The organism is Anabaena sp. EIM26, from assembly GCF_057568715.1.
This window is the reverse complement of record NZ_JBWNLG010000003.1, coordinates 138,113-157,294: the sequence shown is the minus strand read 5'-3', so window position 1 is coordinate 157,294 and position 19,182 is coordinate 138,113. Positions and strand designations below refer to the sequence as shown.

At 35.9% G+C, this 19,182-nt stretch carries 14 protein-coding genes and 1 pseudogene; 1 reads left to right on the top strand and 14 read right to left on the bottom strand.

The genetic code is table 11. From position 1 onward, the window contains the following. Nucleotides 1-100 precede the first annotated feature (100 nt). The 5 genes from AC012T_RS27810 to AC012T_RS27790 all read right to left on the bottom strand — a co-directional run bounded on the left by AC012T_RS27810 (nucleotide 101) and on the right by AC012T_RS27790 (nucleotide 5,424). Nucleotides 101-673 carry a COP23 domain-containing protein gene (locus AC012T_RS27810; protein WP_487067270.1) on the bottom strand — a complete coding sequence of 191 codons (573 nt, stop codon included), beginning with the start codon at nucleotides 671-673 and terminating at the stop codon, nucleotides 101-103. Nucleotides 674-938: 265 nt separating this feature from the next. Further along, nucleotides 939-2,111 (bottom strand): trypsin-like peptidase domain-containing protein, encoded by a 1,173-nt coding sequence (locus tag AC012T_RS27805; protein WP_487067268.1) that lies wholly within the window; start codon nucleotides 2,109-2,111, stop codon nucleotides 939-941. A 41-nt stretch (nucleotides 2,112-2,152) separates the two neighbouring features. Continuing rightward, nucleotides 2,153-2,734, bottom strand: a complete 582-nt coding sequence (locus AC012T_RS27800) for a COP23 domain-containing protein (RefSeq protein ID WP_487067266.1) — start codon at nucleotides 2,732-2,734, stop codon at nucleotides 2,153-2,155. A gap of 130 nt (nucleotides 2,735-2,864) precedes the next feature. Then, on the bottom strand, nucleotides 2,865-4,433 hold the full coding sequence (locus tag AC012T_RS27795; protein WP_487067264.1) for a protein kinase domain-containing protein: 1,569 nt from the start codon (nucleotides 4,431-4,433) through the stop codon (nucleotides 2,865-2,867). A gap of 241 nt (nucleotides 4,434-4,674) precedes the next feature. Continuing rightward, nucleotides 4,675-5,424, bottom strand: coding sequence for a hypothetical protein (locus AC012T_RS27790; RefSeq protein ID WP_487067262.1), 750 nt, complete (start codon nucleotides 5,422-5,424; stop codon nucleotides 4,675-4,677). 105 nt (nucleotides 5,425-5,529) lie between these two features. Between AC012T_RS27790 and AC012T_RS27785 the strand changes: the two genes are divergently transcribed. Beyond that, nucleotides 5,530-6,705: an ISH3 family transposase gene (locus tag AC012T_RS27785; RefSeq protein ID WP_487063466.1), complete on the top strand. Its 1,176-nt coding sequence runs from the start codon at nucleotides 5,530-5,532 to the stop codon at nucleotides 6,703-6,705. Between the two features lie 78 nt (nucleotides 6,706-6,783). On the opposite strand, the gene AC012T_RS27780 is transcribed toward AC012T_RS27785, so the two are convergent. The 9 genes and pseudogenes from AC012T_RS27780 to AC012T_RS27740 form a co-directional block, all read right to left on the bottom strand. Further along, nucleotides 6,784-8,445 carry a hypothetical protein gene (locus tag AC012T_RS27780; RefSeq protein ID WP_487067260.1) on the bottom strand — a complete coding sequence of 554 codons (1,662 nt, stop codon included), beginning with the start codon at nucleotides 8,443-8,445 and terminating at the stop codon, nucleotides 6,784-6,786. 191 nt (nucleotides 8,446-8,636) lie between these two features. Continuing rightward, nucleotides 8,637-8,960: a nucleotidyltransferase family protein gene (locus AC012T_RS27775; protein ID WP_487067258.1), complete on the bottom strand. Its 324-nt coding sequence runs from the start codon at nucleotides 8,958-8,960 to the stop codon at nucleotides 8,637-8,639. Between the two features lie 78 nt (nucleotides 8,961-9,038). Continuing rightward, entirely contained in the window at nucleotides 9,039-10,769 is a 1,731-nt protein-coding gene (locus AC012T_RS27770; RefSeq protein WP_487067256.1) for a type IV secretory system conjugative DNA transfer family protein, read from the bottom strand. 333 nt (nucleotides 10,770-11,102) lie between these two features. After that, nucleotides 11,103-12,278 (bottom strand): ISH3 family transposase, encoded by a 1,176-nt coding sequence (locus tag AC012T_RS27765; protein WP_487063466.1) that lies wholly within the window; start codon nucleotides 12,276-12,278, stop codon nucleotides 11,103-11,105. A gap of 489 nt (nucleotides 12,279-12,767) precedes the next feature. Beyond that, complete coding sequence (locus tag AC012T_RS27760) at nucleotides 12,768-14,054, bottom strand: hypothetical protein (protein ID WP_487067254.1); 1,287 nt, start codon at nucleotides 14,052-14,054, stop codon at nucleotides 12,768-12,770. A gap of 13 nt (nucleotides 14,055-14,067) precedes the next feature. Then, nucleotides 14,068-14,889, bottom strand: a complete 822-nt coding sequence (locus AC012T_RS27755) for a hypothetical protein (RefSeq protein WP_487067252.1) — start codon at nucleotides 14,887-14,889, stop codon at nucleotides 14,068-14,070. Between the two features lie 45 nt (nucleotides 14,890-14,934). Further along, nucleotides 14,935-16,644, bottom strand: a complete 1,710-nt coding sequence (locus AC012T_RS27750; RefSeq protein WP_487067250.1) for a TrbI/VirB10 family protein — start codon at nucleotides 16,642-16,644, stop codon at nucleotides 14,935-14,937. Nucleotides 16,645-17,209: 565 nt separating this feature from the next. Next, nucleotides 17,210-17,991: pseudogene (locus AC012T_RS27745) on the bottom strand (hypothetical protein). A gap of 39 nt (nucleotides 17,992-18,030) precedes the next feature. Next, a complete protein-coding gene (locus AC012T_RS27740) occupies nucleotides 18,031-19,173 on the bottom strand; it encodes a hypothetical protein (protein WP_487067248.1) in 1,143 nt (380 codons plus the stop codon). Nucleotides 19,174-19,182: the final 9 nt, after the last annotated feature.

The window sequence follows — 19,182 nt, the reverse complement described above, 5'->3', positions numbered from 1 at the left end:
CCATACTCTGTATGGGAATGAATTCTAGAAGGCAGAGCTTCTGTCAGAGCATTCCCAGTCTCCGACTGGGAACGAGATATATTTAATTCTCACCAGATGTCTATTTAGTGCGAATCAAGGGAGATTTTTTAAAAAAATTCCGCACAGATATATACAACTGCTCACCTGCACTTTGTAGAAGTATATCTCCACTTTTGCCTTCTGTAATATCCATTAATCTTTGTATTACATCCTCAGATTTACTCCCAGTCTTCAATGTAAATAGTTGATTATCAGCATTGCAAGTCTCTCCTTGATTAGCAAGACCACAGATAATAGGATAGCCTTTACTTTTCCCAGGAGTCAGATAATTTAAACGACCTTGTTCATAAAACTCTTGAAATTTTTGCGTGACTTTTTGACAGCGTTCTAATTGAGTCCAGCCACTTTTATTAAAGTATTCTGATTTCCAGCCAATAAGACGTACATGACCTTCTCTTTCTGGAATCCAAGCAACAGTAGCAGGAATTTGTTGACCACTTGCTGGATCAAATATTGACTGACAAAGAAATGTGACTTTATCAGATTGTAATTCAGCAGCAGTTGATTGGCTAAAAATGGGAGGTAGACTAATAGTTGCTAAAGATGTTACAGCAGCTAGTCCTAGCCCGATGATAAATGATTGTTGTTTCATAATATGGTTATTGAGATTGATGAGTTTAATATGTACACACAATGTTATTGAAATTCCGATTTTTTCTTAAATGTAATTCATGAATTACACTTACTTCCGTCATGTTTTGTGCAAGTCTTGAAGTTAAAAAAATCAGCATTTGAATGCAAGGAGTCACAATATTCGATAAATTGCTAGATTATCAAATAGTGCTTTTTTTTGTAACCGTTAAAAAACTGACTCATATTCACCACAAAAAACTGTTTTAGCTAAATGTACTAACTTTCTAAGGTTTAGCTGTTACCCGTAAACTGTAATTTCCAGTTTCTCCTCGTTCTTGAGAACTGGCAACTATTACATAAACTCCATCTTCTGGTAATGTAATATCTATTTGAGCATTAAAATCACCAGCCCCTCTATCATCGTTTTCGGTTATTTTGTTAACACTTTTACCTTCTGAAGATTCGCTCACTTGATATAAATCTAAAAATGAATTAATCTTCTGACTGGTCATTTCAATTACTACCCGTTGACCTGCTCGACCTTGAAATTGATATAAATTCATAAAGCTACCATTTTCTCGGATGCGATCGCCTTCAGCTAAACTGTTATTAATTATCTGACCGTTAAGCGAAATATTAGCAACAGCAGGTTTTGTGTATAGTTTCTGCCAAGTAGGGACAGAAGAGATATCTTTTTTTCTGACAGCAGTAATAAAAGATTGAATCTGAGAAACAGAAATAGCAAAATTCATGCCACTATTTAATTTTTCTTTTCCTACAAATCCTGCTGTATTTACCCCAATTACTTGACCTTTACTATTAAGCAGTGGACCACCAGAATTACCACCTTGTATCACTGCATCATGTTGAATTTCTCCAGTCCTCGAATCAATACGAGTAATGTGACCTTGGGTAAAAGTGTCTTTGAAAATTGCATCTATAGGAGTCCCAAGAGTGAAAACGGGATCGCCTACTTTCGCAGATCCAGCCGCAGCTAAAGCAAGTGTCCGCAAGTTTTTCTGATTATGGATTTTCAGCACTGCCAAATCTAATCCATCTTTACCAAAACCCAATACATCAGCCGCAACTTTCCTCCCATCAGGAAAAACAACAGTTACTACACTGGGGAAATCTTTTGGATTATAGTTTTCTACTTCTTCTTCATTTCTTGGTGGTGGTTTAATGACATGAGCATTGGTAATAATCCGTCCATCTTGACTGATAATAAAACCACTTCCATGACCGCTACCTGTTTGAACCGTGACCACAGCCGGACTTGATTTTTGATAAACTTGGTTGGCAATCTGTTCCTGAGATGTTTGTGCTAATACACGATTAGAGTACAGTGCTTTTTGCCCACTATTGGGTAGCTGCTGCTCAAAACTATTCACCCCAATAAAAGTACATATAGTACATAGGGTTAAACTTGCAAGAGGTAATAATTTGTTGTTCATCATTGTTTAATATGCAGTTTGTAAGTGGTTAATATTCACTGAGATTAGTCAACTGGTGCTGTCTCAATTAATTCTTTGATGTCTATATAAAGATTGCCTTGTTTATCTGTAGAGAAGTAACTTGGTAGTGCTGACTCTTGATAACTCAACGCAGACACAGCGAAAGAACTATCACCCCGACTTTGCCCCACCAAACTCTTCAGTGCTTCATTGGGATCAGTCCCTGGTTTGAGAGTGATCAGCACCTGATTTTTTTGGCAAGATACTCCTTTTTTGGGCGTAACACAAATCACTGAGTAATCATTGACTATACCGCCTCTCATGTACTGTAAAAGATTCTGGTTATATAGACTCTGAAAGCGATTAGAAACAGTTTGACAGCGTTGTTTTGCTGTCCAACCACTGGCACTAGCCCAGTTCTCATAGCTAACAATCGCCCTATTTCCTTTGCTAGTACGGACTTTAGTAACATAGTTACCATCGTAAGTATCACAAAAAAACGACAACGCCTCTTGCGCCACACTTGGTTTTGCCATGCTGATACTGCAAGTTAAAGCGAAGCCTATAGCAGGAAGCATCAAAGCACATCTACTACCAGCTTTAGTCAATAGACCGTGTTTGATCATTGTTCCATCTCCTCCAGTCAATATGTCAACTACTTGTATGCTTCTGTTTGGTTTTCTTCCACAACTTGTAGTTTTTACGCAGATAACTAAGATTTTTACGAAACTTTAAATTTGCCTGATTTTGCTGACTCTAATTAAGCCAAGTAAACGAATCAATAATTGTTTGAGCAGATTGTCTTTGCAAAGCGTAATTACTCATATTTGCCTCATAAATCAGCGCATATTCACGATTATTTTTGACTGTTGCCACTCTCAGTCGGCGAATTGATCTACTGCGCTCGCGTCCTTGATAAACTAATAAATAAGCTTCTCTTCCACCTAAATAAGCTTTTCTATTTTCTAGAATTTCTGAATTAGCAACCCATTTTTGAATATCTTTGATAGTTTCCTGTTTGACTTCAAGTAAAGAATGAGCAGGATCTACATCTCTGACTTCGATGATAATTTTTTCAAAAGACTTATTTAAGGAACCAAATGATACTAATTCCGCAACTGCCCGAGTAAAATCTTGAGATTTTTTGGGAGATAATACCCAATTTTGGGCATATTTGAGGCTAAAGCCATAGTGGGAATTTTTGTAAACTAAGCTATTTTCATTTACAAATATAGATGAAATATAGTTTTTATATAGATTATTATTAACTACAAAATAAATCAGTGATGGTATCAACAGAAAAATAGCTAAACAAACTCCCCAAGAGAATTTGTGACTTTGCTTATTTCGAGAAATATGCATCGTCTGCAAGGAAGACTTTATTGGTAAAGATGGTTGAGTAATTCCACGAATATGATTATTTGTATTCGTTTGGGGAAGAGTATTAATTTCTGGTAACAAGTCTAACCACGCTTGAATAGTTTGTGGACGATTTGCTGAATTAAAAGCCATACCTTGAACAATAGCTGTATTTACTTGTTCACTAATCTCAGAATTAATTTGCTGGGGAGTTATTAAAGGATCTATCCGATACTCAACCAGATTGTAATATCGCCTTTGAGCATTTGCTGGACTTTCTCCAGTCACAGCAAAATAAAGAGTTGCAGCCAAGGAATAAACATCTGTATAAGCGGCTTGTTTTTCTGTAGGATAGTATTGTTCAATTGGGCTATACCCCTCAGAAATAAAAGTAGTATGTGTAGTTAAAACGCCTTGCTTATACTCACGGGCAATACCAAAATCTATGAGAACTGCTTGAGAGCGATTCCTAGGTCGCGCTTCGCTATCGCTTGTAATAATAATATTTTGGGGTTTAACGTCCCGATGTAAAAAACCTTGTTGGTGAACTGTATCCAAAGCTTCAGCAATTTGACGAATGTAGTATATAGCTTCGGCTTCTGTCATAACATTTTGTTCTACCCAATCTGCTAAATCTTTCCCAGGGATGTATTCCATGACGATACAGGGTAGTGCTTCTTCTTCAAATAATTCGATAATCTGTACAATGTGAGGATGATGGCTACATTTAGCGAGTCGGATAGCTTCGTTAAAAAAATCTTGACGCAATTTCTCAAACCAGGGATGAACCTGTACATCTTGATTAAGAGTTTTGATCACCACTTGCTGAGATTTTTTGTCTTTAACTAAGTAAGTTACACCAAATCCCCCACATCCTAATTTTTGTTCTACAGTATATTTACCTTGGTATAGTCGATGTCCTGCTGGCCAATCACCTTTAACCCCTGACTGCTGTGACATATTCATATTAAAAATTCTCTCAGTAATTATCTTCTACTGAGATTTCGCTTCTAGGAGCTATTTTTTACGCAAACCTGTATTTATACCAAAACCTGTATTGGAACTGGTGAACAAAAATATTTCAGGTAAATGAACCACATTTTCATATCCTACGCCAAGACGCAATTTCCGTCAAAAGATCCCGCAGGATAAGCGTAAGGGAAGAAAAGAAGAGAAAAGTGCTATAAATACATAAAACTTGCTGTATTTACATAGATATTTCTGCACTTCTTGTTGTCTCTATATCTTCTGTTAATATTCTGGTTTTGGAAGTAAATTTATTGGCAACTACTTCCTTACGCCACCTTTCCAAATCATTAGTTATTTCTCTCAAAGGTGACATTTGATTTTGCAAATCATCATACTTTAAATTCTGTAAAACCAACAGTTTAAAATATAATTCTCTCTGTTCCCCTACAGACAGCATCTCCTGAGACTTTTCAAGCTTATCTCGAATACCTACTTTAACCTCTTCTGCATTAATAAGAAAAGAATTAATATGAGAATTATCCCTTTCCACTTGCTGCCATACCTTTTTAAGTGCAGGATGTAGAGGAACTGGTATATCAGCAATATTCTTAACCTCCTTGCTACCATCCCTTGCGTTATCAACTAAACCATACTTCTCCAAATCAAACAAATGAGCATTGCGGGATATAAACTTCAACTGTGTTAAATCCCAATCACTCATATTAAGATAATCTATCTGCTTAACAATACCTTCTGCCGTTTTATGGAGAGTAAAAGATACCATTTCTTGTTGTTCACCCTGATGATTAGTTTTATGTAGCTGCAATTGTGCCACCCCAGCTTCTACATCCCTGGATCTAGAAATCGTGTATTCACCTATAGTTAAAATATCAGTCTTAGCTTGTTGTAAACAGTAAACCAAAAAGTTTTTCAAAGAGAGCGATCCACTAGGGATGCAGCAGGTATCACGAATAAATACGTATAGCAAGAGAGTATTATGTAATACTCTTTGTATAAAAAATAATTATCATATTTTGCAGTGGGTCAAAATGTGAAATAATCAAAGTAATAAATTGTATTTTATCTAAAAAAATTGACTATTTCATCTCTAAAAAAAGCCAAGGGGAACGAGTTTACAGAAGAACCAATTTTAACAGACTCAGAAACTCTGGATGAGGTTATTGAATGTTTAGTAGAAAATTTTTCGATTGAAACACAAGGGATATGTGACCAAAAAACTTTATTTGAGATCCTCATAAAAGCAGCAAGCAGTGGAGATAGTATTGAGAATACAGCTAAAATATTAAAGAATGTTCCCACAGCTAATGATATTAGATATCATCTCAATAAAATCAACAATTTTGAGGAATTAGAGGCGCAAATAAATCAAGCGTTGAAAAGTCGAATTCCTTTAGGATTAAAAAAAGGGTGCTTAAAAATAGCGATTGATTTAAATTTAATTTGCTATTATGGTAAACCAACGGATGAGGAATTACCTTACATATATCGAAGTCAAGCAAAATCTGGTACTCATTCATTTTACGCCTATGCAACCTTATATGTTATTAGCAAAAATAAGCGTGTAACTCTTGCAGTGAGAGGTGTTCGACGATTAGATACTAGTGTTGCAATAATTACTTATTTATTGGCAGAACTTGACTCTCTTAACATAAATGTTAAAAAACTCTATCTAGATAGGGGATTTTTTAACACTCCTGTAATCCGATGGTTGCAAGCATTAGATATACCATTTATGATGCCTGCTATTAAAACGGGAAAACAAGGAGGAATCAAGCAATTTTTGAAGGGTAAAAAAAGTTATAAAACCACCCATACTATCACAAGAGATAAAGACGATTCAGTTACTTTTGATTTATGGATTATCTGTAAATATAGAAAGGGAAAACATAATAAGCATGGGGTAAAATATTTGGCTTATGTTGTGCATAAAATTAAAACGAATTTAGATTATATCTATCAAGATTATCGAAAAAGATTTGGAATCGAAACTAGCTATCGGTTGAAAAATATCTGTCGTATAAAAACGAATAATAAAAAGCCTGCTTTGAGATTATTATTCGTTGGTATATCCTTTCTTTTAGTTAATATTTGGGTGAATATCCTGTGGTGCAAAATTAGTCGTAAGAGGAAAGGTAGTCGATTAATTTATCGCACGCTTTTCGTACTCAAACAAATGTTAGCCTTTTTATCTCAGGCTGTTGAGCGTAAATATCAAGTAGTCCAAGGCATCTACATTCCATCAGGTTAACATCAAGAAATTATTAATCAATAAATTATAAGTAAAAATTATCTGTACTATGTTTGCTGATTAAAGGATTGTGTATCATTAAGTATTAAAAACCACTATTTTTTTAGCTTTTGCTCTTAGGAAAAAAACTTTTTGGTTTACTGGTAAAGCAGAATTGAGTAAACCCAAAACCTCAGTCTTTCTAAAACTTTCTAACGTTGCAAAAGTACCAGCAGGTGCTAAAGAACCTAGTTGGTTAGCAATATTTCTGATATCTGCATTGTGTAACTGTGGTAATTTCTTCTCACCCGAAATCTTCTCAGCTACCATCAAAAACTCTTGTCTTTCTACTGCTAACATTTGTGTAGGAGGAACTTTAACTTTTATATCCTGACGTGAATTGACAGTAAATTCCATCAAAGAATTAGAAAAGTTAGATAATTCATCACGCCGATGGTGGATACTATATCTTTCACCTTCTTTTTTAATTACAAAAGCATCACTTCTGTAAATTCTAGAACCATCTGCTAACGTCTCTCCATAAGCCTTGAGAAGTGCAACTGCTGTTTGAGCAATTTTGGCATTTTCAACTTTGAGATTATGCCGCATTTTTAGCCAATTTAAACCTATAACCTTTTGCCAAATGGGTGCAACATCCTTCTTAATAGGAACTTCCACTTCCCGTATCCACTTCTGATTTTGAGAAGTTACTGTTGGAGATGAAACCACACCATTGTAGTTTGGTGTAAAAGCAACTTTTCGTTTTTGTGTTTCAGTTTCTTCCTCTGTTGTTTCAACAAATCTAGCTGACTTTTCTTCCCTAAAAGCATCAACTTCAGGTGTTGTCTCTACGACTGTTTCTTCAGCTTTTATCTCATTCGTCGAAACTTGCTTATCAGTAAAATCATGCTGATTTTCTTCTTCTGAATATGTCGTTTCAGCCATAGGTATATCCCTGGCATCATCCCATTCTGGTGAATCATCTACTGGTGGTTCTGGTAATGGAGTATTTTCATCCCAAAAGACGAAAGTTTCCTCTTCAAATGGTAAATCTAAAATAGGTGTAAATTCATTTTCTAATTCAATGTTTTCTCTAGAACTTACTGCTGCTGTTGGAGATTCAGATTCTGTAGAATTATCAAAAACTTCACTCTCAATATCTTGAACTCCAAAAAATTGACCGAGCAGTTCATCAACAATTTTTGTTAAATCTTCCTTTGTTTCTGCTGTATTATCCGTGGGATTTTGACTAGGAGGTAAATAACGAATTATGGGTTCATAGACTACAGCGATAATTTCCTCAGTCTCTAAATTTTCTGTCACCCAGTTATGACGACATTTACCTTCAATATCTTGCTGGTAAACAGTTAATTTATCACCTGATTCAATAGTGGCAATGATAGCTAAAGAAGAATTATTATTAGCTAGAACAATATCTGTGATGTCTTGAGAATTATCTGCTGCTGTTAACATTAACCGCTTGGCGATATTCTGCACTTGGACATCGGACATTTCGGCAGATTCCCATTTCCAAGCACCAGGATATTCTTCATCAGGAACAAGCCGATATTTCTCACTTCCTATTTGTACTTCAATTTCAGATAACTTTTCTTGTTCTTGTTTAAGTTTTTCTCTGACTTGATCTATTAAAGCCTGGACTAATTCTGCTAATACTGACGCAGTAATTTGAAGCTCATCAATTATATGGTCAACAGTTTTTTGATAAGCAGTTGCTAATTGCGTTACTCTTTCATCAAACATATTAATATATCCATTTTAGATCAGAATTTAAGAATTAATAGGATTCATTTAAGTAGGTGGGCGTAAATAATTATCGTTAGGATAAGGCAGGGGGCAGGGAGCAGAGGGAATAAGAGTTTGAGCCTTATTTACTTTTCTTCACACAGTTTGGTTTTATTCTGCCCACTTACTTAATAACTTTAGTTGCTGATTCAGCATATAGGAATACCCTCTTGTAACACCTTAGACAGTAAGGGATTAGCCCCCATAGCTCCCGTTTCTACCTGTGCTTCTGTGACTACAAAAGTGGAAATAACCAGATTATGTTTAAAACCTACTTCCCATGCTAAATCACTAATTTTTTCTCGACAATATCTATCTAATTCAGCGACTTTAATAAATACATTTAAATCTGATTCTTCTGTAGCATCACCCCGCGCTCTTGAACCAAATACCCGCAAATCTAAAATGGGAATTATTGCTTCCAGTTGGGAGCGAAACTCTGAAACAATTTTTCGTTCACTATCCTGTATCATTTCTATTCCTCTAGAAAAAAACCTATCTTGGCTAACTGTTTCTTAATCTCCCTATCTAAATTACGTTAACATTGATAATTAGAAAAATCCTTTATAAGCATCAATTGGTAATGGTACAGCACCAGCTTGTACAGGTTGCTGAGGAATAGGAAATAATTTATTTACCTCAGCCACTCGCTTATCTAAATCTTCTTGGGTAGGACGTTGTTGAGTGCTTTTTTCTGTCAACTGAGCAATCAAATTTGTCCACGTAGAGTCATTCTCTTGGTCAATATTAATTAAAACTTTGGGGATTTTAATTGTTTTTAATAAAGGAACAGAAGCTTCATTTTGATTACAATAAGCCGGGTTGATAAATATACACTTCCCCGGTGGCAACTTCAAAAACTGTGCTGGTTCAAACAACTTCCGTGTTTTCTCCTGTTCAGAAATTGAGGTACTACTTTTACCTCCCCCAGTGCTTTTAGATTTCTGCTTATACTTAATTTCTTCATCTCCCAGGTAAGCACTAAATAACCGCGCTGATTCTTCCTCACCCGGATTAAAAATGAACTTCGTACCGCAAGCACCCAGCATGGTTTTAGCAACTTCCTTACCGTAGTATTTCTCTAACTGTCCCATGTTCTGCCATCCCAAAATGCCGCAAAAACCCTCACTGCGAGATTCATTCAGCCATCTAAACAGGTCTGGGAGATATAAAGAAGGCACTTCATCGAGGACAACAACTAATGGGTCTTGCCGTTTTTTAGCAATGGCTCTAGCAACAGTCATGTGCAAAATACTGCACAATAGTGGACCCACAGCATCCCGTCGTTCCCTATCCAACCCGAAGATAATCATCTGCTTACCCTTGATTTCCAGAGGTAGAGTCGTCTTACCAACAAAACACCCCAAAGTATTCTTTTTCATAAACCGGGTAAACATCAAACTGGCAGTACCAGCAATACCAGCAATAGTTTTTTCAGAACCAGCAGAACTAAACAACTGACCAAAAGCAATTTTAATCCAGGGATTGAGGTTAGCAGCCATTAACCGTTCTACCATGCGATCGCTACTCAAAATAGCCGCAGCCGTCATAATATCTGGATACTGAGTTTGTTTAGTCAGCATCAGGATAGCTTCGGTCAACTGGTCACCAGCAGGGCCAAAAAAAGCATCCTCATTACTAGCAGCCATCATTTTGAAGTTTTTGTTGATTACAGTCGCTAACTGTCTTGCCGTTTCCGCGTCCGTAGAATCTCGGAGAAAGTCAAGGGGATTGCACACCTCACTTTCAGGGAAACCAGGGGCGAAGATATGGACTTGATAACCCATCTTTTTCGCATAACTGGCAACTTTAGCTTGCGTTGGGTATTTAAAGTCATATAAAACAATTGGAAAACCTTGGTCAATGGCACTATAAATCATCGGGTTAATAGCAGAAAAAGATTTACCACTACCAGGAGCGCCAATTACTGCCGTTCCTCTTTGTACATCTGGTATGTATAACGGTATGGGACTTCCCTGCTCTTTGTCTTGAGTTTTTCGACCTGTAAATTTGTGTCTACCAACGTAGAGAGTGGCACTATCACATTGAGGATTAGTGATTTGTTTGATAGCTTTCTTTTTCGCTTTAGCTGTTTCCTTGCTGCCGCCAAAATAACTGGTAGCTAACCTGCCTTTTTTATTACTAGATAACATTTGTAGTAATAGAAATCCTACCAATAATCCTGTCAGCATTAACCCATTAGCAGAAAAAAGGTAATGAGTGTATTTACCAATTGGTGCTTGGGGATTTTGAAGTTCGGAAATAAAGTTGTTGGTAGTCATTGTGATTAGATAAATTTCAAAATGATTGATATAGACTTAATATTGGGATATTTTGTATGACAGCCATTTCAAGTAGATAACTACATTTTCTTTATCTCACGCTCCAGACGCGGAGGCGCAGAGAGGAGCGCAAGAGTGTTGTTTGAGAATTTGAAAATTGTTGTAGATGAATATTTTAAAACATATATAGCAGTAAACCAAAAAGTTTTTTTCCTAAGAGCAAAAGCTAAAAAAATAGTGGTTTTTAATACTTAATGATACACAATCCTTTAATCAGCAAACATAGTACAGATAATTTTTACTTATAATTTATTGATTAATAATTTCTTGATGTTAACCTGATGGAATGTAGATGCCTTGGACTACTTGATATTTACGCTCAACAGCCTGAGATAAAAAGGCTAACATTTGTTTGAGTACGAAAAGCGTGCGATAAATTAATCGACTACCTTTCCTCTTACGACTAATTTTGCACCACAGGATATTCACCCAAATATTAACTAAAAGAAAGGATATACCAACGAATAATAATCTCAAAGCAGGCTTTTTATTATTCGTTTTTATACGACAGATATTTTTCAACCGATAGCTAGTTTCGATTCCAAATCTTTTTCGATAATCTTGATAGATATAATCTAAATTCGTTTTAATTTTATGCACAACATAAGCCAAATATTTTACCCCATGCTTATTATGTTTTCCCTTTCTATATTTACAGATAATCCATAAATCAAAAGTAACTGAATCGTCTTTATCTCTTGTGATAGTATGGGTGGTTTTATAACTTTTTTTACCCTTCAAAAATTGCTTGATTCCTCCTTGTTTTCCCGTTTTAATAGCAGGCATCATAAATGGTATATCTAATGCTTGCAACCATCGGATTACAGGAGTGTTAAAAAATCCCCTATCTAGATAGAGTTTTTTAACATTTATGTTAAGAGAGTCAAGTTCTGCCAATAAATAAGTAATTATTGCAACACTAGTATCTAATCGTCGAACACCTCTCACTGCAAGAGTTACACGCTTATTTTTGCTAATAACATATAAGGTTGCATAGGCGTAAAATGAATGAGTACCAGATTTTGCTTGACTTCGATATATGTAAGGTAATTCCTCATCCGTTGGTTTACCATAATAGCAAATTAAATTTAAATCAATCGCTATTTTTAAGCACCCTTTTTTTAATCCTAAAGGAATTCGACTTTTCAACGCTTGATTTATTTGCGCCTCTAATTCCTCAAAATTGTTGATTTTATTGAGATGATATCTAATATCATTAGCTGTGGGAACATTCTTTAATATTTTAGCTGTATTCTCAATACTATCTCCACTGCTTGCTGCTTTTATGAGGATCTCAAATAAAGTTTTTTGGTCACATATCCCTTGTGTTTCAATCGAAAAATTTTCTACTAAACATTCAATAACCTCATCCAGAGTTTCTGAGTCTGTTAAAATTGGTTCTTCTGTAAACTCGTTCCCCTTGGCTTTTTTTAGAGATGAAATAGTCAATTTTTTTAGATAAAATACAATTTATTACTTTGATTATTTCACATTTTGACCCACTGCAAAATATGATAATTATTTTTTATACAAAGAGTATTACATAATACTCTCTTGCTATACGTATTTATTCGTGATACCTGCTGCATCCCTAGTGGATCGCTCTCTTTGAAAAACTTTTTGGTTTACTGTATAGGTATACGATTTGATTGCTGATAGTTTTTTTTAGGCAGGTAAGAGGATTATGGAAAATTAAGGTGTACCCGATTTTTTTAGAAATCAAATAGGAGTGCTATATTAGTCCTATATCAGTCATAAAAAATTATCTTTTGTTTCCATATCTTCTCTGCGTGAAATAAAAAATCTATTTATGCTTTTTCACGCATCCTCTAAAAACACGGATTAGATAGAATTGTAATATCAGCACGATATATAAACTCTCATTACACATAACATCCTATCTCCACTAAAATGTAACTTCAAAAAACATTAAATTCTCTAGGGAACTGTTAAAGGAGTACCAAGAAATATAGGTGATTTTTCTTGATATATGAAAAAAGGAAACGGTCCAATGAAATAAGGTGAACAACCTAAATCAAACCAACCTCCTCGCCGACAAATGCGGAAGAAAATAGCAGTTGTTGCAGTTCCATCACCTTCATTAATATCCCACACAGCTTGTTTAAACCCCTTACCAAAAGGATGCCTTCCTGTTGGTTCTTTTCCACCATTAAGATTGCCTAATATCCCAAAACCACCCTTTACTTGTTGAAATTTACCACTCATCCATTGAGTACCTGTGATTCCACCTGCACCTGATAATTCTATGTGAGCGCAGTTGTTAGTACATGGAATATTAAATCCAACTTGGTCACTACCACTAATCGAACGTTGTCGGTTTGATTCTACTTCCTTTAATGGCAAATCTAATTTACCAACAATACTTCCTTGGGGTACAGGTGCATTGGGAAAATTAGCGAATGTTACCTGATTCAGTCCAGGTATTTTTGATATCCTAGTATTCTGCCAATTACTAAATTGTTTAAGAGCAGTTTTTTCTATTCCAGGAATGGAAGTTAGTTTATATTGAGATAAATCAATTTCTCCTAACTCTATATCTTTTATCTGTGGTAAATCATTGATGATTTCTCCTATTGTTTGTCCATTAATATTCGTACCACCCAATATCTTTTTAATCAAATCTTGAATAGGTGGTACATTTTCTACATATTCATTAACTAGAGTAGGAATGGCTTTAGTTAATTCAGGGACAGTTTGCCATTTAATCGTTTGAAAATCTGATAACTTAGTATTTACCAGAGAAATACCACTCAGTTGACCAATTGTTTGTAAACTAAAATTTTCTAAATTAAATACATTTTCAAAATCTCCCAATTCCATCACTTCATCTAAACTTTGTCCCGCTTGCCAACTTCTGATTGATTTATATCCAGGAAATTCAACATTCGGAAGTTCAACACTACCAGGACTAGAGAAAACAAAAGATTTAAATGTAATACTCTCCCAATCAGGAACTGGTGCATTGTTGATGTATTTGCTAGGGATAGTGTTCACTGTTGGTGTAGGAGATGCCGTTACTGACTGAATTCCTAAAATATAACCAAGTAAATTATGATGGCGAAAGGATATTAAGCCATGTAATAATAAACTTGTACATAAACCCAAAAACATCCAATATTTGATATGGTAATTGAAATTTAATTGATTAGTTTTTGTACTTTCAACAGGTTGTTGATTATTTTGATGATGACGATTTAACAACATATTTACATCCTAATTAATTACTAGAAGAATCGTCTGAAAAATTTTGATTTCTCTGAATTTTAGGTTTAACTTTTTGATTAGGAACTTGATTAGGAAGAGTTGATTCAGACCCTAATTGCAATAAACGCTCAACTAGCTGAGGAGAAACTTTGACACTTTGAGCGGCAGTGGTCAAATTTTTACCTGACTGTAACTCTTGAATTAGTTGTTGAAGTTTCTGCCATAAAGGATTACTGGGAGTTATCCAGCGTTTTTCTGCTGCTACTTGTAATCCTCTGGTAATAGTGGCGACAATGATAGAATCTGCGGGTGGTTTTTCTTTGCGGGTGACATCAGGAGTGATAGAGATGGTACTGTAGCGTGGAGTTCCTTTGCTTGTTAGCACCCGAAAGTTGTAAACTTGGCGCTTTCCTGCTGAAGATTGCGTAATTACCGTCAAGTGTGCGCCGTTTTTAGCTGTAGGCATTCCGGGAATACTAACCGGGTTAATTTGTCGCAGATGAATTAAACCTGCTCCTGGGTTTTGACAATTAGACTTATCAGATAAACCTTGCAAGCAACCATCTACATCCATAAGGATGCGGGAGGGGTCATCTAACCACACTCGTTGAATAACCTCACCAGTCTCGTAAAATGAGATGGATACACCATGTCCCGTCCATACCTCTACAGTTTGCAGTTGTGCTTGAGTTCCAGTGGCCTTACTTTGAGGGATAATACGTACAGAATTCTTGGTATTAGTTGATTGTGTTCTTGGTGTCGGTAGTGCCTGAGATGGAATATTGACCAAGCAAGACGTTGTAACAGCCAGAAATAACCAGAAAAACTTGTCCATTTTCATCCTCCAGGAGACACCTTCACCCAATCTGTACTCAGTAATTTAAAGTCGCAAAGAGCGATTTACTTGAACAGTAATTTGCGTGTTTTGCCGGATAAACCAAATATTAGGTCGCTTCATAATTTCTGCGATCGCTTTTTGATTTCGTTCCTCTACCTGCTTGGAAACTGTACCAAACGCTCCTTGAGCAAAAGCACCCAGTAATGAGCGATTTCCATTGCGACTGGTTTGGATACTGCTAAACCCACCATTAGATTGAGAAATGCTACTTTGAGTATCAGGTTGATTAACCACCTCCCCTATCTTGGCCAGTCCTGACATCAAACCTAATCCTGCATCCAAGCTCAATATCTCTTTACCTTTGTCCTGATACTGATTAGCAATTAAAGGTTCTCCTCCTTTACCTTGTATAACAATTGTTCCTGGTCGTAATGTATATTCAGTGCCATCTTTGAGAATGGCAGTAACAACAGCCGTAACTCTGCCAGATGAATCAACTCCCTGAATTTCTGCACTCAAAAGTGTATTAGCAGGAATCGCTTCTTCCCCAATATTGCTCATTAAAGGTTGGGTGAGTTTCACAACAAACTTAGTTTGAATCTGAGAATTATTAGAATTAATATTTGCTGACCAGACGACAGGTGTTTCTAATACCCCAGTAGCGTATTCTCCTACCCTTAAATACTGTTCTTCTCTGCCCTCAATAATAGCTGCTTCTTCTGGGAAATAATTCTTGCTTTCGCTGAAATTAGTTACCTTATCACTTTTAGTTAAACTTTTTGTACTAACTGGAGTCCACTTGGCTTTTAGTTCTTCAATCACCTCATTGTTATTATCAACAGTGCTATCAAAATCTGATGATGCATTATTAGTAGTAACTGTTTTTAATTGTTCTATTTGAGAATTGCGGTTATAACTTGACCTACGCCTGGGAGTATAATCAGATGTGCTAATATTTTGAGTTTGAGTGCTTGCTACCTCCTGTTTATCATTTGTTGTAATTGCTGCTGCATAATAAATTTGACCACCAGAACCAAGAGAACGTAAATTTGCTAATTCTGCTAATGGATCTGAAGGTTTTATAGGAGCTTTAAAAGTAGTTTGTTGTTTGGGTAATATTGTTGAAGTTGCAACAGTTTTTACTGGGGGTGAATAGCGTGCGATTGGCACATCTCTCACAGGTCTTTCGGTTCTCGCAATTCTTCTAGGTTGTTGTTCTCTGGTGGAAGTTGATGATGTTTCCCTTCTGACAGATTTAGTAGAAATAGGTTTAGTTCTGCGTAAGTTTTCAATTGTCTGCTTATCCGGTTTTGCAACGGGTAATTCTTGCCTAACTCTATTTTGTTCTTTGAATGCTTCCAGTTCTTCTGCTTGTTTTTGTAATGCTAATTTGGCATAAATATCACCATCTTTTTTGGGAACTTCTTCTTCAGGAGGAGAGGTAGTAGAAACTTCTGGTGTTTGTTCTTTCTTAGTTACCTTGCCATTCATCATGGGATTGAGGAACATAAAAATTAGCAGAAATCCTAATCCAAATCCTCCCCCAACTACTATTGTGCGTGACCAGGGAGAATTTACAAGTGAATGTTGTGTTTCTACTAATTCCAATTCATCTGCTAATTGCACATCTGATTCGGTAATAGTATTTTGATTTTCAGTGTTAGTAACGGTATTTTCAACTTCATCTTCTGCAAAAGAGAGCAAATCATCTATCTTATTAGATTCAATTTGGTTCTCTAAATTCGTTTTCATAAATATCCTTATTGTATTTACAGTAAATAACCAGAATTCTCAATTTTTATGTATCAATAAAGTAAATATCTGTGGTTCTTCGGTTCTTTTTATGGAAAACCCGGTTCAAATCATTAAACACCTTATTGTGTCGGCATTTCATTGAAAATATCGACATAATTGTTTATAATGCTTTCCCCGTAAGGCTTTTATGATATGGCATTTCCTAGTCTGCTGAGGTACAAATTTATCTGCGTTTATCTCCGTCCATCCTCTTCTATCTGCGGTTAATTTTTTCTTCTGTGTACCTCACTTGGATAAGAATCGCTATAATCAATTTTCAACCACCATAAAATATCCGAAAGAAACATATCTGTTGTATGAGATTAATTTCTCAATAAGTAAGTTGGCTGGAAAAATTCAAATCATGTAACAGTATATAAAGTTGATTCAATCCGTTATTGTTGTTGAGTTTTAGCCATTTTACCAAATCCAACATATTTGGATTTTATAAAACGAACTTACAGCTTTGTCTCTCCCTGTACTTATCTAAACAGATAATTTACCTTGATTGAACCGTATTTTCTTAGTTCTTTCCTAAATTCAAATCTGTGATTTCAATAATTTCTAAACCTGACCTGCGAACCGAATAAATTTTCTGAGCAATCTCTGTAGTTTCTGGAGGTTTTTGAGGACTTTGTATTACTTGAATGTCACAGTTTTATTAAAAGCTATTCCATTACCAGCATTATCCTCCTTACTAAAAGTCACCAAAGTAGCAATCACATCTACTTGCCATTTTCCTTTACCTATCTTGCGTGGTTCACTAACATATCTTGGTACTAGAGAACTTTGTAAACCACCTTGAAAGACACTTGGTGGTGTAAGTTCTGCTAATCTTTTCAGAAAACTGGCTCGAAAGTCTTGTTCTTCACTTAATGCAAAAGCAGCTTCCCAAGCTTTTGTCGTAACTCTTGCAGTCCCTTTTGTAACTTTGATATTAGTGCCATTATCTGGTTGAGTAATAATTTCTCCATTTTTAGTTGATTTGATTAATCCATCCCAATTGAACATTTTTACCAGCGTATCAACCACAAATTTTTTAATCACTTCTGCTGAACGGTCATCAGGTTCGAGTGCTTTCACATTGATTGTATTCCCATCAGCAATCTGGACTAAAGATGGTGGTTCCTTACGAGCTAAAGTTGAAGTTGCACCATAATTGAGCATTTGTAATAGGAAGGATAAAGAACTACAAATTAGTGAGATGATAGCAACAATAGCAATGGGATTAGATACCGATTGTCCAGAACTTAAAAACTGTAATGTTTCCCTTTTAGGAACTTTGGATTTAGTGTGATTTAGCATAATTTCTCAAAATTGATAAAGTTCTTATTGATAAACTTTTTATTTGCGAATCATGGCTGTAATTCGGGACACACTGGCAGAAAGAGCAATATTACCTGCTGAGATAGCACCACTAGCCAACCATTGAGCGCCATTATTAAGCTGAGTTAGCACTGCTAGACCACCTCCAGCAGCAATTCCTGTAGCTAAAAATGGGGCAACTAAACCAATAAATGCCAGAAAAATCATCGGTTGACTAGCTTTGGCTGTAGCAACTAACTGTCCAGCTAAACCTAAAATAATATTGAAAGAAAGTTTAGCAAGACCAACAGTAAAAAACCCTGTTAACCAACCAAAAATTGCTTTATTACCAATTGGCATTAAAGAACCTCCAACTGCTAAAGGAGCTATCAATGCAGTTAAAAGTAATGCTAGTTCCAACCCCCATTGGTAAGCATTATTTAGTGCTAATAATAAACTGGTAATAAAGGTGGTAACAACTGCACCAATTGCAGCACTAGAAGCCGCAGACAATTTGCTGGTAATAGTTCCCACTAAACCATCACCTTCAGCTTCGGAAGCTGCTTGATTAATTTTGTCCAAACCTTGAGTTACCCAACTACCTGCTGCTCCTAAATAGCTACCACCTTCTGCATCTTTAAAAATGTCAGGAAATTTAGCTTCTAAATCGGCTTTTGCTTGTTTGAGACACTGTATTTCTTCTTCGTTTGATAATTGAGAAGAACGACATTCTTGAATAGCATTACCTACGGCTGTTTCTAATGCCGCTTGTCCTAGTGCTTGTTGGTAAGCGGCTCTCAAATCAGCGTCTGCTGCGGTGTACTCTAATATATAGTTATTGACACTGTTAATATATTCCCTCAATGCCAAAGTGCTATTTGCTAGTAGAGAACCATTATTAGCAAGAAGAACAGTGACAATTAAAGGCCAGATTAATTCACTAAATGCTCTTTGTTCTTCGTCATTAATCATTTGTTTACCCCATTGCACCATGAATAATGCGAGGGTAGCAACTGCAAATAATACTCCAACTTTACACAGCGAAGCATATAATCCACCGGTAAGAGTTTGTTTCCATAGTTCATTAAAACCTTCTGCTACCAAACTGGCACCAGCAGACGCATTTTCGATTAAATCTCCTGCACCGAAGTTATTTGCTGCTAGTATTGTTTGGCCAAGCATAATGTTATT